We start from the raw sequence: 23,441 nt of genomic DNA, 5'->3' as shown, positions 1-23,441 counted from the left end.
CCGATGCAACTTGGACGCCGACGTACGCCCGATCAGAACAAATAACGAAAGCGGGCGAGAACGCCTGTCGAATGGGGAGATAGTTAGTGATCGATTGGCATCGTCGTAGTGTTTGGTTTGCTTCCACGGGGCTGGCCGTCGTCCTTCATGGCGCGCCTGCGTACGCGCAGGATACCGGAGGCGATGGGGGGCTCCAGGAAATCGTCGTAACGGCGCAAAAGCGCGAACAGAGCCTGCAGGATGTGCCGATCGCGGTCACTGCGGTTACCCAGGATAGCCTTCAGGCGAACAGGATCTTCTCCGTCAACGACTTGTCGTCGATTGCTCCGGGCGTCACGGTCAAGCCTTCGCCGGGCGGAAGCTCGGTGCCGGTCTTCACGATCCGTGGGCAGAGCAGCTTCGGTGTCGTTCCGGGATCCGACAAGCAGGTCTCGATCTACATCGACGGTGTGTACGTAAGCAGCCCACGCGGATCGATTTTCGAACTTCCCGACATCCAGCGACTTGAAGTCCTGCGCGGGCCGCAAGGAACACTGTTCGGCCGTAATGCGACGGCCGGGGCGATCAGCGTCACCACCCGCGATCCTACCGGCGACCCGCATATCAAGGCAGAAGCCAGCCTGGGCAATCGCAACGCCTACCGGTACCGGGTAACTGCCGACCTGCCGCAGATGGGGCCGTTCACCGCATTCGGCAGCTTCGTGCGGAACTATCGCCGTGGCGAGGTCCGAAACGCCAGAGGAGGACTCATCTGGGATAGATCGTCCTCTCGGTATGGCGTGCAAGTCTCACCGAACTGGCTCGGGACGATCGACTCCAACTCCTACTTCGGCGCGGTCAAGTTCGAACCCTCGGATTCGTTCAAGGTCGTCTACAAGTACGATCGCAATGAAGACGAGGGCACGCCCGATGTGACGGGAATCGTGGGATACGATCCGGCATTCGCCGGCCTGCCTGCATTGGTCGGCAATATCCTGCGGCCCCTGTATGCCAGCCAGGAACTCTATGTCCGGGCGGACGGCAAGCGTCCGAACGTCGCGACGAACGGTTTCACGGTGCCAAGGACGCAGACGGTCCAGGGTCACAGCGCCACCGCGACCTGGCAGGCCACCGATAGTCTCACGGTCAAGAACATCTTCGCATATCGCAAGTCGAGCGTGCTCGGGCCCACGCCCATCGACGGTATCAGCAGCCTCACCTTCACGCAGCCGGCGTTGGTCCCCTATGCCACCCTTGTGGCGTTCAGTTCGATCGGCAGCCCCGGCATCCCAAATGCTGCCGCTGCGCAAGCGGCGATCCCTGCTTTCGCGCGCCAGCTGCAGCCGCTCGTGGGGCAGCGTTTCCTTCTTGTCGCGGCTCAGTCCGCTTCAACGTCCAGGCAATGGAGCGACGAGCTCCAGGTCAACTTCACGACCGGAAATTTGAACGCCACTGCGGGTGCGCTCTGGTTCCACTCGAAGGACGTGGCTGGCGGACCTGACGGCCTGCAGAACACCTTGTCTTTCCCGACCTTCGTTCCTCAGAACGGCGCCATCCCACTCGGCAACGAGGGCATCTACAACAACAAAGCCACCTCGGTCGCGGCTTACGCCCAGCTCGAGTACAAGTTCACGCCACAACTCGAGGCGGTCCTGGGTGCGCGCATCACGCGCGATAAGAAATCCAGCACGTTCACCTACAATTCGCGTGGACCGACCGGCATCGTCTCTCCCGACATGATGGTTTCTCCACCGGACTTCAAAAAGACGAAGCCGAACTTCCTGGTCGGCATCAACTGGACACCGAACCAGGACACGTTGGTCTACGGCAAATTTTCGAATTCATTCGTCTCCGGCGGATCCACCGGCGGCATCCCCTACGAACCAGAGACTGCTAAGTCCTGGGAGGTTGGCGTCAAGGCAGACTTCTTCCGGAACAAGCTACGCACCAACCTCGCCTTGTTCCATGTGGACTACAACCACTTCCAGCAGTCGCAATCGACATCGACGGTGGCTTCCGCGGCTCTGGCGCTGCCGATCCTGACGCAACTATATGGCCCGGTCGTCGCCAACGAGATACTTCCGAAACTCAGCGTGTTCGTTGGCGATCAGGGCAAGGTTCGAGCCCGTGGTTTCGAGCTTGAGGTGACCGCAGCGCCAACGCGCGGCCTGACGATCGGTGGTAGCCTTAGCTACGTCGATATCTCGTTCCCGTTCATCGAGCCGGGTGTCCTGGCGGCCAATGGCGGTAGGCTGGACGTCACGGCGCGGCCAGAGTGGACGGCGAGCGCGTATGGCGCCTACGAGACACAGCCCCTGTTCGGCGAAGCGACGCTCAGCCTGCGCACGGACGCGTTTTACCAAGGTAAGATGGGCTTCGCAGCTAATCCCGATCTGCAAATCTTCGATTGGAACCGTGGCGCTGCCCAAGTGGATGGCTATTGGACGATCAACGGCCGTCTGGCTCTTCGCCATCTGCCGATCGGTCCAGTCGATGCAGAACTGGCGCTGTGGGGCAAGAACCTGACCAACAGGCGTGACGCTACGACTGCGCTGTTCACGCCGTTCAGCACCTCGGCGAATTACGTGCCTGCACGGACGTACGGCGTCGATCTCATGATCGAATTCTAAAGGATCCGACTGCCGTAAGTGTTTCGACCTTCGAACACTTACGGCAGTCATCGAAGGAGATCATTTCGTGACGAGTGGCATGCAAGCACGAAGCGAGTGGCGGGCGCACTGGCCCCTGGTACTCGCGTCGGCGGCTGGCTTTTCTCTACACACCATATCGTCCTATGTGATCGGACTGGTGATGGAGCCACTCCAGGCCGAGTTTGGCTGGGCGCGGGCGCAAATTTCCGTCGTCAGCGTCATTCCAGCCATCATCATGGTTCTTCTGTCGCCCTCGATCGGCGGCCTTGTCGATCGGTTCGGCAGCCGTCGCCTGGCTATCCCTTCGCTGGTACTAACGGGTATTGCGCTGGCACTGGTAAGTCTGGCCAACGGATCACTGGCGCAGTGGTACTTGCTATGGCTCTTTTACGGACTGGTCAGCCTGGGCATCAAGGCGACGATCTGGACGACAGCGATCTCCAACGCCTTCACCGCTGCGCGCGGCCTTGCGCTTGGCGTGGTGCTTTGCGGCACTGCCGTGTCACAGATCGCCGCGCCGCCCCTGGCGCAGTGGCTGACAGATGAGTACGGGTGGCGGCAAGCCTATCTGTGGCTTGGCCTGGGATGGGCAGCGCCATGCGTGTTGCTCGCGGTCTTCTTCCTTTACGATTCACGTGATCGCGTCCGCCTCTCCATGGACAGGCGCCAGGAGGGACCGGACAAAGGGATCGCCCTTTCCGGGCTGACGCTTCGGCAGGCGCTCCGCGACGTTCCCTTGATCCGCATCGGAGTGTCCACCCTGATCACCATGTTCATCGGCACGGCCATACTCATCCACCAGGTGCCGATCCTCACCTCGGTCGGAGTGTCGAGAGGCGACGCGGCCTGGCTCGCGAGTTTGTCGGGCGCCGCTGCGATTGCCGGAAAGCTCCTGACCGGGTGGATGGCGGATCGGTGGAACGCCGGTCTTATCGGTGCCTTGACGCTGCTGACGCCGGTAGCGGCGTACCTCATGTTGATACAGCCGCAGCACCTGGCATGGTGGTACGTGATCGCGATGATGATCATCGGCTACACGACGGGCGCGAAGCTTCAGATCTGCGCGTACCTGACGGCGCGTTATGCAGGCATGGCGCACTTCGGGAAGATCTTCGGAGTCATGACGAGTCTGGTCGGAATAGGGGGCGGCCTCGGTTCCGTCGTGGCCGGCGGTATCTATGACTATGCGGGATCCTATGTGCCCTTGCTGTGGGCCGGCGTCTTCACGAGCGTCTTGTGCTCGGCACTCATCTTCCGGTTAGGGCCGTACCCCAACTGGACCAGGGCAGCATCCGAGATCAAGCCGACTTAATAGCTGACAAGCGCAAGTGTTTGAGCGAGGGGCAGGCAAGAACCGCAGTCGATCGATCAAGGACACCTGAATTTGGCCCGAGCGCGAACCACGACGCCATCCAAGAGCTCCGACGCCAGGGCGCAACGCTCCGTCAAGGCGATGCAAGCTGCGTTCCTGAAACTGATCGAGCAGAAGCCTCTGGATGAAATCTCGATCAAGGAAATCACCGAGACAGCCGGATTAAGCTACCCCACGTTCTTCCGCCGATACGCCACCAAGAGCGAACTGGTCGAGGAGATCGCCACATCAGAGGTGCGCTCGCTCCTGGCGGTCGATGCTACGAAGACCTCGGTGCCCAGCGCGGATGCCTTGTGTCGCTATGTGGACGAGCATCGGGTTCTCTGGACGGTTCTTCTGAACGGCGGCGCCGCGCACGTCATGCGTGAGGAGTTCAAGCGGCTTTCCGAGGAGGAATCGCGCACTCGCCCAAGGGCGAACCCATGGTTGCCAGTCGACCTCGCCGTCCCGTTCGTGACGAGCGGTATCTTCGAAATCCTGGCTTGGTGGCTTCGCCAACCCGCCGATTATCCCCTGGAAGACGTCGTCACGATCTTCAACGCCCTGATCGTCGACGTTGCGGCACGACCTCGCAATGTGCGGCCTCTGATCGGCGCCCGCTGACGCCTCACTCGTACGACACGCCCGTCAGGCTTTCGGACAGCTTCCAGACCTGTGCTCTCAAGCCCTCATCGTGAACGAGGGCAGGGTACTTGCCCAGGCCCGGCGCCCCTCGCATGTGCATGAAGCCCGTAGGGCCGTATAGCAGCCCGCCACGAACATCAGCTGCCGTCGCGGCGAGCAGTATGGATTGTGCGCCTCCGGCCGCGGATTGGCCGATCATCGGCAGGATGATCCGAGTGCTGATCAAGCGGCTGACGGCACCTCCAGTCTCGAACAGGTTCGTACCCGCGAAACCCGGATGTGCCGCCACGCTGGTGATGCCCCAGTCGGCCTGGTCGCTGCGACGTTGCAATTCCACCGCGAACATGGCCTGGAGCAGCTTCGACGTGCAGTAGGCCTTGCCCGGATGGTACGCCTTTTCGCTATCGAGATTGCCGAGATCCAGCTTGGCGTAGTTCTGGGCAAGGCTGGTCACGCTGACGACCCGTGCTGCGGGCGCGGCTCGAAGCAACGGCATAAGTCGCGCGGTGAGCGCGAAGTGGGACAGGTAATTGACGCCGAATTGCACTTCGTGGCCGTCCGCCGTGCGCTCCAACTTGGGCGGCGACATGATGCCCGCGTTGCAGATCAACCGATGTATCGGCTGAGCGCGACCAAGCAGCCGTTCCGCGAAGTCCCGGACCGACTGCAGGTTTGCAAGGTCGAGGGCTTCGAACGTGACGTCTGCCCCGGGGGTCCTGGCCGTGATGGAGGTGACGGCCTGCGCGCCTTTCTCGGCATTGCGCCCGGCTAGTATGACCCTCCCTCCGGCGGCCGCCAAGGCCACGGCCGTCTCGTAACCGAGACCGCCCGTGCCTGTGATCACAGACAGAGTTCCGATTTGTGTCGGCACCGGATTTGCTCGCATGATCAGGTCTCTCCCTCGACGCGCGCCGTCTCCTCGAAGCGCTGTTGTGTTCTTTCATATAACTGATAGCTTGCCAACCAGGCAATCGATTCGTTCCGGGAGACGGCACTTGGGTGTGAACTGTGATAAGCTGCTCAGCATGGTGGGCACTGCGGACGCTTATGCCGCATACGATGATGACGTTCGCCAGACGCAGATCGCCGCGATCAACGAGCGATTCCAAGAGCAGGTCGATCGTATCAAGCTGGTCAAGCTGCGAGCCGCCGATGCCGATATCACCGAGGTCACGGAGCTTGCAGACGTTGTGCCGCTGCTTCTGCCTCACACGGCTTATAAAAGTTACCCTGAAGCCTTCCTGATCGACAAGAAATGGGACCGGCTCACGAAGTGGCTTGGCACTGTTTCCGCGCATCCTACCGACGCTGTCGACTTGTCGGCCGTTGCCGAGATCGACGATTGGGTCGCGGCCTGCGGTGCGGCAGGGCTTCACGTTTCCTGCTCCTCGGGCACGACCGGAAAGTCTGCGATGCTGGTGTCCTCGCAGCAGGACCTGGATTTCGCCGCCCGGGACGGTGTCGCCGCCGTCGAGTGGGGATCCGACATGCGGGTCGGGGATATGCGAACGGCTGCGGGAGCAGCGGGTGCTGTCGCCTATACGCCGCGCAACCTGGCGATGGGGATGGCCCTCATGGGGGCCTTCGTCGACCCGGCGGCGCCCCGGTTCAATTCCGGATTGCCGCCGGTCACGATCGGATCGATGACCAAGATGATCACGCTGCGCAAGGCGATCGCCGACGGTACGGCGAAGCCAGGCGAGATCGCCGAATTCGAGGCAGAGTCCGCAAGAAGGCAGGAAGGGCTCGACGCGGCCCAGGCCGGTTCCGTCGAGGACATCATCGCGAAGCGGGAGCAGAAACTCTACATCACGGGCATGTGGGGTTCACTCTACCCCCTCGCTGAAGCAGTTCGCGCACGCGGATATTCCAGCAAGGACTTCAACCCTGAAAACGGCGTCTACCTGGGCGGTGGCTTGAAGCGCGCGCAGTTGCCGGACGATTACCGCGAATTCGTGTACGAAACGTTCAATCTCCAGCCTCGCTTCATCTTCCAGATGTACGGAATGCAGGAGATCAACACCACGATACCCCGCTGCCAGGAGGGGCATCGCTATCACCTGCCTGCCTGGCTCGTCGCGATCCCCCTCAACAAGGAAGGCGATGCGCTGGTGGCTGAGAACGTTGGTAGCGCTACCGAGGCACGAGCCGCCTTTTTCGACCTCTCGATGGACGGTCGCTGGGGCGGTGTGATCTCCGGTGATCGGGTACAGATCGACTTCACGCCCTGCGTGTGCGGCAATGCCTCACCATCGATCAAGGACGACATCGCCCGCTATGCGGACCTCGAAGGCGACGACAAGATCGGCTGCGCCGGCACCGTCGACGCCTATGTTCGCGGCCTGACCTGATTACCGATTTTCCGGGAGAGACCATATGAGCACGATCAGCAGTGCCGTTGCGGCGCAAACAAGCGAAACGACGCCGGACTCGGCACCTTTCTTCATTCGCGGAAAGGTGGTTGAAGGTACCGATCAGATCCACCGCTCGCGTGACCTGGGGGTGGATTTCGCGACGCCGAAGATCGACCTCGATAGTCTTATTCATCCGCGAGCAGAGCTGCCGCCTATGCTCAATACCCCGATCGCGGAGATCATCGACTTCCTTTACGAAGCCGGCCAGAAGTTGGCTGATCCGAACAATGCACACATCCAAGGCACGATCGATCGCATCGCCAAGGTCAGTCTTCAGCCCCGTCTGGCTATCCAGTACCAGCTGCAGAACGCGATCGAATATCTGGATCGCGCCTCGCTGCGCGAGATGGTTGAGCAGAACTTTCCCAATCCGGCCGCGCTGGACGAGTGGGTGCCGCATACCGACCATCAGGGGCGCCGCAGCTTCATCAGAGCCTTTGCTCCGCGGCTGATCCACGTCCTGCCCGGAAACGCGCCCAGCCAGGGGATCCGCTCGATCGCTCAGGCCGCGCTCGTCAAGTCGGTCAGCCTGTTCAAGATGGCTTCTGCGGACCCGTTCTCGACAGTGGCATTCCTGCGCACGATGGCCGAGGTCGATCCCAACCACCCCGTCGTGCAATCCATGTCCGCCATCTACTGGCGGGGGGGCGACGAGGCTATCGAGCGGGTCCTGTACCGCCCGCAGTACTTCGACAAGCTCGTGGCTTGGGGTGGCGGCGATGCCATCAACAACGTCATGAAGTACATCGGCCCGGGCTTTCAGCTGGTTTCCTTCGACCCCAAGACCTCCATTTCGATGGTCGGTCGCGAGGCGTTCGTTGATGACGCGACGATGGCGCACGTCGCTGCGCTCAACGCGGCAGACGTGTCCATGGGTGGACAGGAACCCTGTGTCAGCAGCCGGTTCACGTTCATCGAGGCGACCGCCGACCAGGCTGACCGCTACTGCAAGATCCTCGCCGAGGAAATCCGCGTCGACCGGATGGACGAAGGCACGCCGCGCCCGCTCGACGCGGATCTGAAGGAGCAGATCGACATGCTTCGGATGATGGACGATGATTATGCCGTCTGCGGGAAAACCGACGGCAGGGGCATCGCTATTCGGTCGGATGAGCCAGTCGACTTCCATCCGATCCGAAAGACGTCGAACGTGGTGCTGGTCCCCGATCTCATGGATGCCATGAAGTACGTCAACGTCGCCACGCAGACCGTCGGCGTCTATCCATTCGAGCGGATGGCCAGCTTGCGGGATCACTTGTCGAGTGCGGGCGCACAGAGGATCGTGCGGCTGGGCGAGGCAGGCCCAAGCGCGATCGGCAATCCGCACGACGCGATGTACCCTCTGCACCGGTTCGTTCACTGGATGGCGAACGAGGACGGCGCCGACGCGGGATAGGCACGGCTCGGCTGAGCGGCCGATCGCAAGCGAGAAAGAGCGGAGGGCCGGCACCTGCCCGCCGGCCCGGCCTGTCGGCGGATACATGCTCCGACGCGCTCGGCGCGCTTGAGCGCTTCGGTCGAACGCCTTACGCAAGGAGGCTGCGCAGCTTACGGGAGAGCAGTATGCAAAGGTTGACGGGCAAAGTCGTGATCGTCGCAGGAGCGGGTGGCATCGGCAGCGGCCTGGCCCGGCGCTACGCACAGGAGGGGGCCTGTGTCGTACTGGGCGATATCGATCGCGACGGTGTCGACCGCTCCGTGCGCGAGATCACGCAGGGCACTGGCGGAACGGCCATAGGCGTCGATCTGGACGGATCGGACGAGGACGCGATTGGTGCGGCGGTGTCACTGGCGGTATCGCGGTTCGGCGGTCTCGACGGCTTCCATGCCAACTTCGCCAGCTTCGCGGACAGTGCCACCCAAGCTGACGTTCTTGGCTTGCCGATGTCGGCCTACGACGAAGTCATGCGGGTGAATGCACGCGGATCCGTGCTCTGCGCCCGTGCAGCGATCCCCGAGATGCTGAAGCGGGGTGGCGGATCGCTGGTGTTCACAACTTCCGGGGCGGCATTTGCGGGTGAGCCGGTTCGGCTGGCCTATGCGATGAGCAAGGTCGCTGTCCACGCACTCGTCCGCAACGTCGCCAACCGCTTCGGCAAGGAAGGCATTCGGTGCAATGCGATCGCTCCCGGCGTCATCACGCACGATCGCTTCGAAAGCATGATCGATGCCGATACGTCAGCGAAGATGGCGGGCAGGGTCCCCGTTGGAAGACTGGGCCGGCCCGAGGATATCGCCGCGATGAGCGCACTGCTGATGTCCGACGAGGGCAGCTTCATCACCGGGCAAGTGCTGAGTGTCGACGGCGGCAACTCGATGCGTCAGTAACCAGCACGCTGCCGAAGGCCCTTAATGCTGCACGGCGCAGGTGTGTTGGTGACCGCGAGACGGTTCAGCGCGGAGCCTCCAGCCTGGTGTCGATGCATCCGGCAGGGCGGCGAACCGGGTTGCACCGCGCGGGAGCGTCGGCGCGGACCGGAACGTGGTAGCCGGACAGGCGGGGATCGGGCCACAGATAGTCGGTGGAGACATAGTGCGCGCCGCTGGCCAGCGCGGCTTGCCGGCGCCCGGTCGCGTTCGTGCGAGCCTCGGCAGTGTCGGCGTCGGCCCGCGTGCGCACCAGATAGCCGGCCTTCACTGCCGCCGCGATCCGCGCCCGATCCGCGACCGGATCGTTGAGCGTGAGATAGGCGGCCGCAGGCGATGCCTCGTCGGTGTTGATGAAGAACACCCGGCCTTCGAGCGACTTGCGCTTGCCCCGGTACACGGCAACTTTGGCCGGCGGTTCGTCGAGGGCGAACAGGAAGCGACCGCGCGCCTCTTCGAGCGTGGGCCAGTTGTTCGCCAGGACCGCATCGCGCAGCGTTGGATAGTCACCCTGCACATCGTCTGGTACGATCAGCTTGTCCGGCGGCAGAACCGAGCGGATCTCGGCGTCCAGCGCATCGTAGGCTGTCTCGTCGTAAGGCAGAGCGTCGATCCCGCCGGCGCGGCCGTTCTTGGCGTCCTTGGCGTTGAACATCAGCAGGATGGGCACGTGGCCCGGATGCGCGTCCGACCACGCCTTGATGGACCGAAGGCACTGAGTCAGGAGCGTGCACTGGGTCGCATTGTCGATGCCGGGGATGTGCAGCACCTTGAAGCCGGGTTTCAGAAGGTCCGGATTGTCGGAGCCCTTCGCGTAGTGGCCGCCGGCCGGATCGTAGTTGACGTCGATCTCCAGCTGGCGTGCGCCGCGATCGAGTTGCTCGGCCAGTGGGCGATGGCTGTAGTCGAGCGCATCGGCCGCCCGCGGATCGGCCTTGCGAAGCGCATCCATCGTCTCGGCCGGCATCGGCAGCTTGTAGCTGTTGTGGGTGCCGACAGCGGTGATGTCGTTCATCTTCAGCGGGGCCGTCGGCGCTGCGGCAAGGGCGAGGGCAAACAGGGTCGCGGGCATGATAGATCCCTCTGGTATGCAGCTATCGGGAGGCACGTCACCCTCGCACAGGGCGAGGGTGACGTGCCTCTGCGTCACTTCAAGCTCAGAACCGGAACAGTGCCGAGCCCTGGAAATTGCGGCCGAAGATCGGACGCGCCAGGATCACGTTGCCGTCATACTGCCCCGGGATCGCCTGTCCGCCGCCGCCCTGGCCAAGGCCGAGCGAGTTGCTGAGGTTGTTGCCCTTGACCGACAGCGTCACCGCCTCGGTCACGTCGAACTGCACGCTGGCATTGAACACGTCGAACGCGGGCAGCTTCACGACGTTGGCATCGTCGTTGAACTTGTTGCCTTCGTGCCGCCACTCGCCGAGCAAGCGCAGGCGATCGTCGAACAGGCGCAGCTGCGGGCGCACGCTGAACATGACCTTGGGCATCGAGCTCGGACGATTGTCGTCGAACGAGGTCGACACCAGCACGCCGTTCACCGCGGTATTGTACGTGTAGTTCTTGAACTTGGGGTCCTGGTAGGTACCCGTCGCGGAAAGCTCGAAGAACGACACCGGTCGCACATTGGCCTCCAGCTCGACGCCGATCGTGCGCACGTCGCCGTAGTTCACCTCCTGGCGCGTGCCGAATTGCGGATCGAGGAAGGTGTTGGTGAACTGCACGTCCTTGAACGAGTTGTAGAACACCGTCGCGTACAGGCTGCCGAAGCTGTTCTGGAACTTCACCCCGCCCTCGGCCTGCTCGATCGACTGGCTGCGCACGTCGATGGGCAACGAGCTGTCCCGGTACTGGCCGATCTGCGGCAGTCGGTAGCTGTTGGTGTAGCGCGCGAACACGCCGGCATTGGGCATGAACTGCCAGTTCACCCCCAAGGTGTAGCTGTGATCGTCGAACGCCTCGTTGAAGTTGTTGAACACGCCCGAACCGTAGGACACGCTGTCGTCCGCCAGAGTGGTACGATCGCCCAGGTTGTAGTTGCGGACTCGCTCGCTGACGCCCTTGATCCAGATCTTCTCCCAGCGGAAGCCGCCGTCGATGCGGAGCTGATCGGTCACCTGCCACTCGTCGGCGATGTAGAAGGCGATGTCGTCGTAGCCGCCGATCGCATGGGCGAAGCGGGACTCGTAGCGCTGGATGCCGTTGTCGGTCACCCGGCCGACCACCTGGCCCGCCGCGTTGACCGCGATGAGATCGAGCAGGCGGGCATTGTCCGTCACTTCGGTGATGCCCACGCCGTCGTTGCGGTCATGCGCCCAGTCGGCCGTGGTGAAGTAGGCGCCGATCTTCACGTCGTGGCGGCCGATGCCGGTCTCGAACACGCGGCCGAGTTCGATCAGCGCGGTCGCCTCCTCGATCGGGTTCTGGATCGATTGGAAGGTGTTGACGCCGATCAGGCCATTGCCGTTGGCGTTCGCCGGATAGGCGGTGCCGTCGTCGTTGTAGACGAAGCGCAGCGTGCTGGGCCCGAACGCGCTTTGTGCTGCGTTGCGGATTGCCGTCGTGACGAAAGCGGTCTGCGTGCTCAGGCTGTTGAGGCCGCGGGCGTTGCGGTTGGTCTTGGAGTCGCGATAGCGGAAGCCGCCGCGCAGCGTGGTCATCTCGTCCAGCTCGACGTCGCCCTTGATCGTCAGCTGCAAGTCGCTGGACTGGTTGAACAGGTTGAAATCGGCATCGCGGATGCCCTCGGGCGTGCGGATCAGGACGTTGCCGTCCTGGACGCCGGTCAGCGTGTCGTCATGACCGTTGAAGCCGGGCAGGGGCACGATGTCTCCATCGCTCTCGCGCAGCAGCGGGATGGCGTCGAAGAAGAAGTTGTTGTCCTCCATGTACTTGACCCCGAACGACAAGTGGCCGCGGGCGAACTCCTTGGAGATCAGCACCCGGCCCTGGCCGCCGTTGTTGGCGGTCGGCCCGGGATCGCGCACGCCCTGGTCCTTGTTGTAGTACCCGCCGATCGAGAAGCGCCAGCCGTCGTTGCCCAGCGGACCGCCGACCCAGAGATCGCCTCGGATCTGGCCGTAATCGGCGGTCGTCAGCTTGACGAGGCCGCTCAGGGTGTCGGCGCCCTGGCGCGGGATGAAGTTGATCAGGCCGCCCGGCGCGTTGGCGGCGAAGATGGAGGAGGGACCGCCGCGAACGGCTTCGATCGAGGCGTAGGTCTCGTCGATGCGCAGGAACTGGTCGACGTTGATCCAGTTGATGCCGGGATCGTGCTGGATCGGCAGGCCGTCCTCGTAGACCGCCAGCGATTCATAGCCGCCGCGCGGGATGCCGCGCACGCGTGTGTTGTTGGCAGTCACGCCGGCGGAATCGTCGGCCCAGACGCCGGGGACGGTCTGCAGCGCGTTCGCCAGGTTGTCGATCGCGCGGGCGCGGATGTCCTCGTCCTGGATGGCGGTGATGGAATAGCTCGCGTCGATCTTGCGCTGGGCCACCGTGCCCAGGCGACCGGTCACGAGGATCTCGTCCGCCGCATCGGCCTCACTGGCCGGAGCCGAGCCCTCTTGCGCCTGCGCGCTGGTGAAGGTCGAGGCCGCGCACAAGGCTGCAACCGCCGCAGCGTACCGCAGCGTGATCGTATTCTTCAAAGTGAAACCCCCTAGCAGTGCGACCGGCGATGCTCCCGATCGCGCGAGGGGTCTGCTAGGGGATCGACGTGACGGTTTCGTCGCAGTTCGATGGCATCTGCGAGACAACGCGGTGGGCGGATGACCCGATCATCGGCGCCGGCTGAGCTGCGACGCGCGGGTCTTGGTCAGCGCTCGGCCGTGGCATAGGCCTTCGCGATCCGGTCGATCAGCTCCTCCGGAATGCGGCGGGCGATGACCGGCATCGTCGCGTGGCTCTTGCGAGCGTCGACGGTCTCCTTCGCGCCCCGCCACCCACGCAGTCGCGCCGCGAGGTACGAGGCCTTCTGCCCCTCCAGCACCGGGTAGCGCTTGCCCGTCGTGTGGCAGCTGGCGCAGGCGGGGAGTTCGCGATCGGGCAGGCCCTTGTGGATGATCTGCCACGCCAGCGGATCGGCAGCGCTCGGGTGCGATCCGCCAAGGCCGGGGAGGGCGGCGAAGCGCTGTGCGAGCGGCTCCAGCGCCTCAGTCGGCAGCGGCGCCACGGCGTTGCCCATTACGGCGCTGTTGCGGTGCCCGGTCTGGTAAGCGCGCAGCGACGCAAGCAGGTAGTCGGCTCGCTGTCCGCCCAGCACGGGAATGTCGGGCTGACCACGCCCGCGACCATCCTGGCCGTGACAGCCGGCGCAAGCCTCGAAACGGCCCTGGCCCTGGACCCCGAAGGGCCCTCCGGTGAGTTCGCGATACTGCGCCGGCGTCATCCCGGGCAGGCGACGGACAAATGCGACCATGCGCCGCACCTCGTCCTCGCGGCCCTTGGCGGGCCAGGCAGGCATGCCGCTGTACTTGACGCCGTGTTGCAGGATCCAGAACAGCTGGCGGTCGGTCCATTCGCGCGCATTGATCGACAGGTTCGGCGCGGGCGGCGTCGCCCCTTGCATCACCGGCGAAGGCCGCTGGCCGGGTGCGCCGTGGCACCCGGCGCAGGAAAGGGCGAAGTGCCCCGCGGCGCTGACCAGGCCCGAGGGGTCGGCCGGGCCTTCCGGCGCTTGCCAGTAGCTGCGCGTCTGCACGGAGTTGCGCATCACCCAGTGGAGGAACCATTCGGTGACCTTCCAGTGCCCGCTCGATGCGGCGACGTTGATCGCGCCCGACCAGCCCACGGCCAGGGCCAGCAGGACCACGGCCAACACGCCAAGCAGCGCTCTTTTCAAGGTGATCCTGATAGTCATGCCGCCTCGCCTTCGTCGCCCAGCAGCTGCCGCAGGATCGCCAACGCGCCGACCAGATAGCTGAGGCCGCCGATCAGGAGCATCACGACGCCGGCGAGTTGCTGGTCCTGCAGCGGCGAAAGTCCTGCGAATGGCGCGTGCGCCAGGGTGGGGTACAGCGTGCGCGGCGCCAGGCCGATCAGCGCGCCCAGCAGCGTCATGTGCATGGAGGTGAGCAGCAGGGCGCCGATGCCAGCGGGGCGCGACGACGTGCCGGGGGCGAGCACGGCGGACCACAACAGCGTGCCCACAATCAGGAAGCAGGCGAGCTCGAGCAGATGCAGCGCCTCATCGTGGCCGACGGCGGCGCGCACCGCGGGCAGGTGCCAGGACCAGACCACCGCGAGTTCAAGCACCATCATCGCCAGCGCGCTTGCGAATGGCGGCGCGAGGCGCGTGGGATCGCAGGCGGTGGCACGCAGCCCGACCGGGAGCAGCGGGGCGGCCAGCGCGACAGCGATCATGTGCGCGGCCATGTGGCCGGTCACGCCCTGCCTCGCCATGGGCACCGACGATGCCATCAGCGCGCCGGCAGCAAGGAGGGGTGCCGCCTTCACCGGCAGTCCGTGAGGAAGAGCACCGGCACCGCCGTGAAGATCACGCCGATGAAGCTGAGCCCGGCCAGCAGCAATGTCGAATAGGCCAGGAAACGCAGGCGATCCACCTTGGTGCCTTGCTCATGCGGCGGGTTGTCGCCGGGCACGCGCGACTGGATGTGCGCAATCACGCCGCACCCGACGATCACGACGAGCGCGAGCACCGTGCATCCCCAAAAGAGCGCCGGCTCCGTGGCGAAGGCGCCGCGCTTGGCGCACAGGACCGAGGCCCACAGGTAGGAGAGCAGGAAGTGGGCGGCCCAGACCAGCGGCGGTGCGATCAGCGTCCACAGCGTGGCCCGCAGTGTCTGAATGCGATCGACCAGGCGCGTGATCATGCCACCTCCGGGAACAGCCCGAGCGTGAGCCAGGTCAGCACGGCGGTGAACAGCATGAAGTGCTGGTACAGCGTGATGTTGCGCACGTCCGCGTCGTGCGAAGGCGTGGTGCGGCCCGCCAGGCTGCGCGCCAGGCCATAGAGCTGGGCGATGGCGGCAACCGCGGAGTGCACTACCGTCCAGATCGCCAGCGTCCAGACGATCGCCGCGTAAGTGTTCGTTGCAGGATCGAGCTGCGCCTGCCATGGGCCGGCGAGGCCTGCCGCGATCGAAGCGAGCGACAGGGCCGCGCCCAGCGCCAGCAGCACGCGGGTCAGTCCGACGCGGCCGCGCCGGTGCACCTCGCGCGCGATGATCGTCGCGCCCCAGCTTGCGGCGGTGAGCGCCAGCGCCGCGATCGGCCAGGTCGGCGCCGGACCCGCACTGGGCGGCGGGAAGTCGCTGTGCACCGTCCAGAAGAAGTAGTAGCCGAACAGCAGCCCGGAGAACGCTGTGGCATCGGCCAGCATGGTGATGAACACCGCCCACCAGCCGGGCGCTGCCGGACCCGCGACATAGAGCGGCAGCTCCAGCCCATGTCCGATCGGCTTGCACGGCTTCTCCGGAATCTCGGCGGTGGTCCACAGCCAGCGCAGGATAACGCCCAGCGCCAAGATCCCGCTGCCGAGCGCGGCCCAATAGAGGTGGTAGGTGGTGAGGATGAACACCCCGCCCACCGTGATCGCCGCCAGGATCGGCAACCAGGACGGCGTGCCCAGCCGGATCACCGCGACCGGCCGCGCATCGAGCACCGAGGTCACGATCGTCTCGCGCCGGCCTTCCTCGGCGTCGGGCAGGAAGAAGCGGCCTTCGTCCACCTTGCGCACGAAGTTGGGCTGATCCCAGATCGGGTAGCGCGTCTCGATCAGGGGGACCGAGCGGATGCCCCAGTCCTCGTCCTCGGGCAGGGCGAGCCACTCCAGAGTGCCCGCGTTCCAGGGGTTGCGCTTCACCTTGGCGCGCGTGGGCGAGAGCGCGAGGTCAATCACGATCACGAGCACGCCGACGGCGAACAGGTATGCGCCCGCCGTGGACGCCAGGTTGAGACCGGCGAGGCCGAGCTCTTCCGGATAGGTGAAGACGCGGCGGGGCATGCCCATCAGGCCCGAGAGGTGCATCGGGAAGAAGGTCAGGTTGGCGCCGGCCATCAGCAGCCAGAAAGCGGTTCGGCCCAGCCGGTCGGACAGCTTCTTGCCGGTCACCAGTGGCCAGTAATAGTACAGCCCGGCGAACAGGGGCATCAAGGTGCCGCCGATCAGCACGTAGTGGAGGTGGGCGACGACGAAGTAGGTGTCGTGCGCCTGCCAGTCGAACGGCACGACCGCCACCATCACGCCGGTCAGGCCGCCGATGACGAAGATCGCCAGGCTGCCCGTGGCGTAGAGCAGCGGCGTCGAGAAGATGACCCGCCCCGCGGCCAGAGTGGCGATGAAGGCGAAGATCTGGATGCCGGTTGGGATCACCACCGCCTGCGATGCAGCGGAAAAGAACGCCAGGCTGATCTTGGGCAGGCCGGTCGCGAACATGTGGTGCACCCACAGTCCGAAGCTGAGGAACGCGGTGCCCACCGCCGCCAGCACGATGTAGGGATAGCCCAGCAAGTGCCGCTGCGAGAACGTCGGGATCAGCATCGCGAACAGCGCTATCGACGGCAGGAAGATGATGTAGACCTCCGGATGCCCGAAGATCCAGAACAGGTGCTGCCACAGCAGCGGATCGCCGCCCTTCGCCGCATCGAAGAACGGCCAGCCGAGCAGGCGCTCCATCTCGAACAGGATGTCGCCCGCGATCAGCGGCGGGAAGGCGAACAGGATCATCACCGCCACGACCAGGATGTACCAGGCATAGAGCGGCATCAGGTTGAGGCGCATGCCGGGCGGGCGGCACTTGAGGACGCCGACGATCAGCTCCACCGCGGCGGCGACCGAGCTGACCTCGATGAAGGAGAGACCCAGCATCCAGATGTCGGCGCCCAGGCCCGACAAGTCGGTGCGCGTCGTCAGCGGCGGGTACATGAACCAGCCGCCATCGGGCGCGGCGTCGAAGAAGATCGATCCGAGCACGAACACGCCGCCGATCAGGAAGCTCCAGTATCCGAAGGCGGAGAGGCGCGGGAAGGGCAGGTCGCGCGCGCCGAGCAACTGGGGCAGCAGGACGATCGACACCGCCTCGAACATCGGCACCGCGAACAGGAACATCATCGCCGAGCCGTGCAGCGTGAACAGCTGGTTGAAGGTGGACGCACCGACCAGGTCGTTGTCCGGCACCGCCAGCTGCGTGCGCATGATCAGCGCCAGCACGCCGGCGAACAGCATGAAGGCGAAGGCGGTCAGGACGTACCACACGCCGACGCGGTTGTTGTTGGTGTCGGTCCAGCGCGTCAGCCAGCCTGTCGGGCGCTGCCATGCCGCTCGCAGCCGCGCTTCCTGTGCCTCGCGGAGTGCGGGATCGTCCTGCGCGTGCAAGCTCATCGAAGCGCTTTCAGGTAGCGGGCGATGGCCATGGCCTCGCGCTCGGGCATGTGCGGGAAGGCCGGCATCCGCACGCCGGGCTTGTGATGCTCGGGGTGGCGGATGAAGCTGGCGATGTTCGCTTCGGACGGAGGCAGGGTGCCGGCGCCCAGGCTTCTCCGCGCGCCCATGCGGGTGAGGTCCGGACCGATCGTGCCGGCATGCTCCGTGCCGCGGATCGTGTGACATCCCCCGCAGCCATGTTGCGCGAACAGGGCTTGGCCGGGGGCGGCGGCCCGTGCCGGTGCTGCCTGCTGGCCGGCAAGCCAGGCGTCGAACGCCTCTGGCGGCATGGCGACCACGTCGAAGGCCATCAGTGCATGGCTCAGCCCGCAGAACTCGGTGCATTGCCCGCGGAACACACCGGGCCTGGTCGCCCGCACCACCAGGGTGTTCTCACGACCGGGGATCATGTCGACCTTGCCCGCCAGTCCCGGGATCCAGAAGCTGTGGATGACGTCTCCCCCCAACAGGCGCAGACGCACGGTTCTACCGACAGGGATGCGGATCTCGTTGGCATCGGTCAGGGGCGTGGCGCCCGGGGGTTCGTACCGGACGCGCCACCAGAACTGCTCGCCGGTGACGGCGACGTTCAGGTCGCCCGGCGAAACGTCGCGCGGGCGCATGGCGGGCAGGCTGTAGATCAGCAGCGCAAGCAGCACGGCTGACGGGACAATGCCGCCGGCAATCAGGATGAAGCGCTCGCCTCCAACCAGGGTCAGCCGATTGGCGGGCAGGCGGACCGCCCAGACCATCAGCGCGGCGACCGCGATGCCGATGACCACGGCCCCTGCCACCAGCACGACGGTCATGACCTGGATGCGCGCCGCATCGTCACCGAATGGCGACAAAGCGGACTGGTGGCGATTGCATCCCGACAGGAAAAGCAGCGCGGTTCCGCACAGGCCCTTAACGATCGTGCCTGGTCTCACGCGCATCGGCGGAGCCTAGAGTTGGCGTGGCAGACTGTCCAGCGACGATGGATGGGCCCTGCCGGAAATGGGACCTACCTTGGCGATCCCGTCCAGGATGAAGATCACGTCGGGGATAGGATGCACCGAAGATCAGAAGCCATCGGCAAGCTCTTGCGATGCAAACGGCAAGGCGCGATCGGGAGCGACCAGTCGGCTGCGGTCTGCATGGGCCATCGGACATTCTCCGCCGGCGACTGCGGATCTTACGCCAGGTAGAAGTCAGACGCGGACGGATGCGGCCGGCGCTGCCCTGGCGCGACAGGGTTGGCTCGCGCTTCCAGTAATGCGAACGTCCGGCGTGGGAAGGCGTAAGCGCCGCCGGATCGGCCCTGATACGCGAAGCGCCGGCGAGACGGGCTCGCAGCTTGCCGCCGACCTCTCGAGTGAGAGCAAGGCTTCGCATGGTTGCAGACGCCCGTCTAAAGCGCCGGCCGCGGGGTGGTGCGGGCAAGAGCGACAGGCCTGAAAGCCGCTCGTCTGCATCCGACCTGCTGCGGCGTGTAACCGATGTGGTTCTAAATGTCAAGATCGGTCGGCTTCGCGCGCGGCGATCTGCTCACCAGCGGCGGCGGCGCTGGCAGGCTCGGACGCGGTCGGCCAGTTCCCGTCGTCGCTCCTCGGTCGTGACGAACGGGGTGTCGGCCGGCAGATGATCGCGCAGCTCGGCCAGCTTCACGCGCTTGATGGTGGGCACGGGCTCGGTGTCGCACTCGTACCAGCGGCCGTAGATGCCGCCTTCGGTGTAGCCGGCTGGGTCGAGCCAGTTGGGGACGCCCGGATCCTCCAGCGCGATCACCGCCCGGAACCTGCCGTCGCTGCAAGTCTTGGCGAAGTGGCCGTTGGTGCTGCTCAGCCGGTAGACGTATTCGAGCGCATTGAAGTACGGATCGTTCAGCTGGATGTTCCAGTACGGGCGCACCTCGGGCAGCTCCGTCTCGATGATCAGCGCCTCGTCGGCGGCGAACTGGAAGCATGCGGGCCAGTAGGTCTGCTTGACCAGTGCGCCCGGATACCTGACCGGCTCGAACACGTTGAAGCCGACACGCTCCTTCACGCCGTTCTGCATGGCGTAGTACAAGTCGGTCTTGCGCCTGGGGAACTTGGCCATCTCGCGAATGCGGTCGGCGATCTGCTCCGGGCTGAGGCGCGGCTTGGACGGCACCGCGTCGAGGCACTCGATCGACAGCACCGGATCGACCTCATTCAGCCAGTCGTAGCTGCGATAGCGCAAGTACATGTAGGTCGCCTCGGGATCGATGCGGCCCCAATGACCGGTATACCCGTCCGGCTTTTCGGCACTGAACAGGATTTCGAAGTCCGCGCCCAGCGGGATGTTCAGGTCGTTGGTGTCGAGCTCGTTGTGGCCATTGGGATGCGGCATTTCGTCGACGGTGCCGGAAGCCGCCTTCTGGCTGGTGAACGACAGGATCCTGCAGGTCCCGCGATTGCCCGAGACGCGATAGCTGTACCTGCCGCTGATCGGCGACTGCACGTAGATGTCGTCGGGATTGGGCTGCAGCGTATAGACCGGGTTCCACAGCGGCGCCCAGTCGGGGTGTTCGGCATCGGCATGGAAGTACGCGAAGTACGCGTAGGACAGGCTCGTCATCGTCTGGCGATAGACGTCGGCGATATAGGCGGGGTCCTCGGGGCGCCACGTGTCCTTCAGATTGGCGACAGCCCCTTCGAGATCCGACAGGAGCGCAAGGATGCTGGGCGGCATGGCGGACAAGGCAGGACTCCGGCTGTTCACCAAGACAGTATATGCTGTCTTTGAGGTGGTGAAGCGAAAACGAGAGCCGGTCACATGGCCGCGGCGATCTCGTCCCTGATCCTGGATACGAGCAACGGATCGGCAGTGAGCCGCGCTTCCTCCTCGTCGAGGATCGCCAGAAACGCGCTTCGTTTGAAGCGCAGCAGGTCATCCGCCGCGATGCTGTGTTCCGGCTCCAGGGTCGAGGCGATCAGGTCGATGACGCGTTCGGCACCGTGGAGCCGGCCCCAGAGATAATCGTTCTCGCGATAGGTGCGGCTGAAGAAGGCGCCGAAGTTGTAGAACTCGGTTCCACGCAGCGTGCCGTCGCCGGCCGGGCGGATGGCGTGGCAGTCTTCGGGGCTGATCCGATCGACGCGCACCGGTTCGAACTCGGTCAGGTTCTCGCTCCGCAGCAGCGGCAGCGTCACCGTGTCGTAGAGCGGGAAGCCGAGATAGGCGAACAGCACGCGCCGCCGCAGCGACACCGGCATGTCTGCCAGGGCCTGTGCCAGCATTTCGTCGACCTTGCCGTCGATCCCTTCGAGGTCGCGTTGCCGGGCGATGTATTGGATCAGCGCGCCGGGCTCCTCCATCACATCGCGAGCAAGGCCGGGCAGTTCTGGGCCAAGCGCGCTGAGCGGTTCGCGCGCGAGGTAGAGCGCCAGCGCATCGTAGATCGCGGTGCGGGCCGCGTCCCGGTCCTGCTCGGTCGCGTCCTCGTCCGCATCGCGCTCCTGCGTCACCGTGCGGGCGAGCAGGCGCAGGCGGCGGATGCGGAAAGCGATGTCGTGCAAGCGGAAGAAGGCGATCATCGTGGGCGATGTCGCGTCACGCAAGCCCTGCTTCCAGTCCAGCGCAAGGTCGGAGAGGTGCTGCAGCAGGCGCTGGCGGATCGGTTCGCTGGAGGCGAGTTCCAGCTCCGGCGCGGCCTGGTGCGCCAGTTGCGCCAGCGCCGAAACGATCGTGTTGAACTTGACTTGCGCGTAGCCGTGATAGGCGAACCCCGCTTGCTCGAAGGCGGCGCGCTGGGCCCGCATGCGCCAGGCGGCCAGGCGCTTGGGTGTCGGTCGATTGATGAACAGCGTGCGGCCGAACAGGCGCTCCACCGTATCCTCCACCTCCGGCCGGAGCGCCTCGATGATCTGGCGCAAGTTCGCCATGTCGCGCGATTGCGCCTCCAGCGCCTCCAGGTTGTCGCGGATCGGCTGTTCGCGCGGGATCGCCGAAAGCGAGCCGAAGATCACCGGGAAGAAGCCGGGCACCTTCGTGTCCCGCCGCATCGCCTGTCCGAGCCGGTCGGGCGTCGGGTCGATGTAGACGATGCGGCGGTCGACCTCGCGCGCGGCGGACCGATCATGGAGCACCCGCACCACGTCGGCAAACGGCGCATTGACCAGCACCGAGCCGTCGATCAGCGCCACGGTATCGAGCTCCCCGCGGCGGGCATGTTCGGGCATCGTGCGCTGCAGGAAGGCGTCGCGGCCGGGCCAGGCAAGCTCCTCCTCCGCCGCCAGGTTGTCGATCTCTTCGATCATCAGCGGCGGGAAGGCACCGGGAAAGCTTGCCGAGGCGCGGGCGGCCATCACCAGTTCCGGGATTGACGCAAGCGGCCCGGACCCTCTCGCCTGCGCACGGAAGGCGAAGGTCAGGCGGTGCTCGCTCTCCAGCACAAGCCGGGGAGAATGCAGGTGCAAGGTCTCCAGATGCCCCTTGAAGTCCGTGGCGGTGACGAACAGGTCGAGCGGATGGCCTTGCGGCAGCAGCGGCGGCGCGGACGGGGCCGCCGCCATCGCCGAGAGCGCACGGCTCAGCAGGCGGGAAAAGCCGATGCCGCTGAACGGCGGCTCGAACCAGCGCGAGCGGATCAGGCGCGACAGCTTCTCGCGAACCTCCGCCCGCGTCTCGGGCGCCACGGTTTCGCTCACGGCATTGCCGGGACGGTGCAGCAGGTAGTTCACCAGCGGTGTCGCCCAGAACTTGGCGGCGCGCGAGCCTGGCCGCGCCTCCGGATCGAGCAGGGCGTCCACGTCCGCCGTGTCCAGCCACAGCTCGGTCAGCGGTTCGAGCGACTGACCCGAGTGGATCGCCTGCGCCAGGAAGACGCTGTTGATCCCGCCCGCACTGGCGCCGGCGACGATGTCGGCGATGACGCGCAGGCGAACCGCGTGCCGGCTTTCGATCGTGCGCAGCAGGTCGAGGTAGACGGTGACGCTGCCGCCCGGCGCCTCCTCGCCCGACCACAGGCACCGGCTGGCTTGCAGCGCCTTCCACAGCTCCTTGGTGACGCCGTGCATGTAGACGGCCAGGCTGATGCCGCCGTAGCAGACGAGCCCGATCCGCAGTTCCTTCTGCCGCATCGCTGCTCAGTGCCAGACCCGAGCCGGCTATGCCACTGCAATTGCTCGCGCAGGCGAGGGCTTGCATTGTCGCATCGCCGCCGCCAATCAGCAGCGATGCGGATCGCCCTATTCGAGCCGGAGATCGCCGGAAACGTGGGCGCGATCATGCGCCTGGCCGCGTGTCTGGGTGCAAGCGTCGATATCATCGAGCCGATGGGCTTCGTGTGGGATGACCGGCGGGTCCGGCGCGCGGCGATGGACTATATCGATCACGTGACGGTCACCCGCCACCCAGACTTCGCGACCTTTCGGACGGCGAACGACGAGGGGCGGCTGCTGCTGTTCACTACCAAGAGCACGCAGTCGGTCTACCGCTTCGAGTTCCGGCCCGACGATATCCTGCTGTTCGGCAAGGAAAGCGCGGGCGTGCCTAGCGATGTGGCCGAAGTCTGCGACGCGCGCCTGCGCCTGCCCATGCGCCCGCAAGTGCGATCCATGAACCTGGCCACCGCCGCGGCGCTGGTGCTGGGCGAAGCCTTGCGTCAGACCCAAGGCTTGCCCGGCTGAACCTTCGCGCGCGGG

17 protein-coding genes are annotated in these 23,441 nt (G+C 65.2%); 7 read left to right on the top strand and 10 right to left on the bottom strand.

The window, feature by feature from the left end; genetic code table 11:
• Positions 1 to 86 precede the first annotated feature (86 nt).
• From HNO88_RS08210 to HNO88_RS08200, 3 genes are all read left to right on the top strand, one after another.
• The gene (locus tag HNO88_RS08210) at positions 87 to 2,609 is read left to right on the top strand and encodes a TonB-dependent receptor (protein ID WP_184243937.1); all 2,523 of its coding nucleotides are present in this window, start codon (positions 87 to 89) and stop codon (positions 2,607 to 2,609) included.
• Positions 2,610 to 2,676: 67 nt separating this feature from the next.
• Positions 2,677 to 3,942 (top strand): MFS transporter, encoded by a 1,266-nt coding sequence (locus tag HNO88_RS08205; RefSeq protein WP_184243935.1) that lies wholly within the window; start codon positions 2,677 to 2,679, stop codon positions 3,940 to 3,942.
• Between the two features lie 72 nt (positions 3,943 to 4,014).
• Entirely contained in the window at positions 4,015 to 4,605 is a 591-nt protein-coding gene (locus HNO88_RS08200) for a TetR/AcrR family transcriptional regulator (protein ID WP_184243933.1), read from the top strand.
• Between the two features lie 4 nt (positions 4,606 to 4,609).
• Here the strand turns inward: HNO88_RS08200 and HNO88_RS08195 are convergent, their stop codons facing one another.
• A complete protein-coding gene (locus HNO88_RS08195; RefSeq protein WP_312857022.1) occupies positions 4,610 to 5,470 on the bottom strand; it encodes an SDR family oxidoreductase in 861 nt (286 codons plus the stop codon).
• Between HNO88_RS08195 and HNO88_RS08190 the strand changes: the two genes are divergently transcribed.
• From HNO88_RS08190 to HNO88_RS08180, 3 genes are all read left to right on the top strand, one after another.
• Positions 5,457 to 6,977: a hypothetical protein gene (locus tag HNO88_RS08190; protein ID WP_312857021.1), complete on the top strand. Its 1,521-nt coding sequence runs from the start codon at positions 5,457 to 5,459 to the stop codon at positions 6,975 to 6,977. The genes HNO88_RS08195 and HNO88_RS08190 overlap by 14 nt on opposite strands.
• A gap of 25 nt (positions 6,978 to 7,002) precedes the next feature.
• The gene (locus tag HNO88_RS08185) at positions 7,003 to 8,436 is read left to right on the top strand and encodes an acyl-CoA reductase (RefSeq protein ID WP_184243929.1); all 1,434 of its coding nucleotides are present in this window, start codon (positions 7,003 to 7,005) and stop codon (positions 8,434 to 8,436) included.
• 167 nt (positions 8,437 to 8,603) lie between these two features.
• Complete coding sequence (locus HNO88_RS08180) at positions 8,604 to 9,368, top strand: SDR family NAD(P)-dependent oxidoreductase (RefSeq protein WP_184243927.1); 765 nt, start codon at positions 8,604 to 8,606, stop codon at positions 9,366 to 9,368.
• 64 nt (positions 9,369 to 9,432) lie between these two features.
• Here the strand turns inward: HNO88_RS08180 and HNO88_RS08175 are convergent, their stop codons facing one another.
• From HNO88_RS08175 to HNO88_RS08135, 9 genes are all read right to left on the bottom strand, one after another.
• Entirely contained in the window at positions 9,433 to 10,479 is a 1,047-nt protein-coding gene (locus HNO88_RS08175) for a phosphatidylinositol-specific phospholipase C1-like protein (protein ID WP_184243925.1), read from the bottom strand.
• Between the two features lie 85 nt (positions 10,480 to 10,564).
• Positions 10,565 to 13,057: a TonB-dependent receptor gene (locus tag HNO88_RS08170; RefSeq protein ID WP_184243923.1), complete on the bottom strand. Its 2,493-nt coding sequence runs from the start codon at positions 13,055 to 13,057 to the stop codon at positions 10,565 to 10,567.
• Positions 13,058 to 13,224: 167 nt separating this feature from the next.
• Positions 13,225 to 14,268, bottom strand: coding sequence for a c-type cytochrome (locus HNO88_RS08165; protein WP_184243921.1), 1,044 nt, complete (start codon positions 14,266 to 14,268; stop codon positions 13,225 to 13,227).
• Complete coding sequence (locus HNO88_RS08160; RefSeq protein WP_184243919.1) at positions 14,265 to 14,864, bottom strand: cytochrome c oxidase assembly protein; 600 nt, start codon at positions 14,862 to 14,864, stop codon at positions 14,265 to 14,267. Before HNO88_RS08160 ends, HNO88_RS08165 begins: the two co-directional genes overlap by 4 nt.
• On the bottom strand, positions 14,861 to 15,241 hold the full coding sequence (locus tag HNO88_RS08155) for a hypothetical protein (protein ID WP_184243917.1): 381 nt from the start codon (positions 15,239 to 15,241) through the stop codon (positions 14,861 to 14,863). The genes HNO88_RS08160 and HNO88_RS08155 overlap by 4 nt, the downstream gene beginning before the upstream one ends.
• Positions 15,238 to 17,751, bottom strand: coding sequence for a cytochrome c oxidase subunit I (gene ctaD, locus HNO88_RS08150; protein WP_184243915.1), 2,514 nt, complete (start codon positions 17,749 to 17,751; stop codon positions 15,238 to 15,240). The genes HNO88_RS08155 and ctaD overlap by 4 nt, the downstream gene beginning before the upstream one ends.
• Complete coding sequence (coxB, locus tag HNO88_RS08145; RefSeq protein ID WP_184243913.1) at positions 17,748 to 18,728, bottom strand: cytochrome c oxidase subunit II; 981 nt, start codon at positions 18,726 to 18,728, stop codon at positions 17,748 to 17,750. Before coxB ends, ctaD begins: the two co-directional genes overlap by 4 nt.
• A gap of 592 nt (positions 18,729 to 19,320) precedes the next feature.
• Entirely contained in the window at positions 19,321 to 20,487 is a 1,167-nt protein-coding gene (locus tag HNO88_RS08140) for a hypothetical protein (protein ID WP_184244060.1), read from the bottom strand.
• 80 nt (positions 20,488 to 20,567) lie between these two features.
• On the bottom strand, positions 20,568 to 22,877 hold the full coding sequence (locus tag HNO88_RS08135; protein WP_184243911.1) for a patatin-like protein: 2,310 nt from the start codon (positions 22,875 to 22,877) through the stop codon (positions 20,568 to 20,570).
• 96 nt (positions 22,878 to 22,973) lie between these two features.
• On the opposite strand from HNO88_RS08135, the gene HNO88_RS08130 reads away from it, so the two are divergent.
• On the top strand, positions 22,974 to 23,426 hold the full coding sequence (locus HNO88_RS08130; protein ID WP_184243909.1) for a tRNA (cytidine(34)-2'-O)-methyltransferase: 453 nt from the start codon (positions 22,974 to 22,976) through the stop codon (positions 23,424 to 23,426).
• Positions 23,427 to 23,441 lie beyond the last annotated feature (15 nt).

The organism is Novosphingobium chloroacetimidivorans, assembly GCF_014204535.1.
Classification (GTDB): Bacteria; Pseudomonadota; Alphaproteobacteria; order Sphingomonadales; family Sphingomonadaceae; genus Novosphingobium; species Novosphingobium chloroacetimidivorans.
This window is presented reverse-complemented; position numbering and strand designations above follow the sequence as displayed.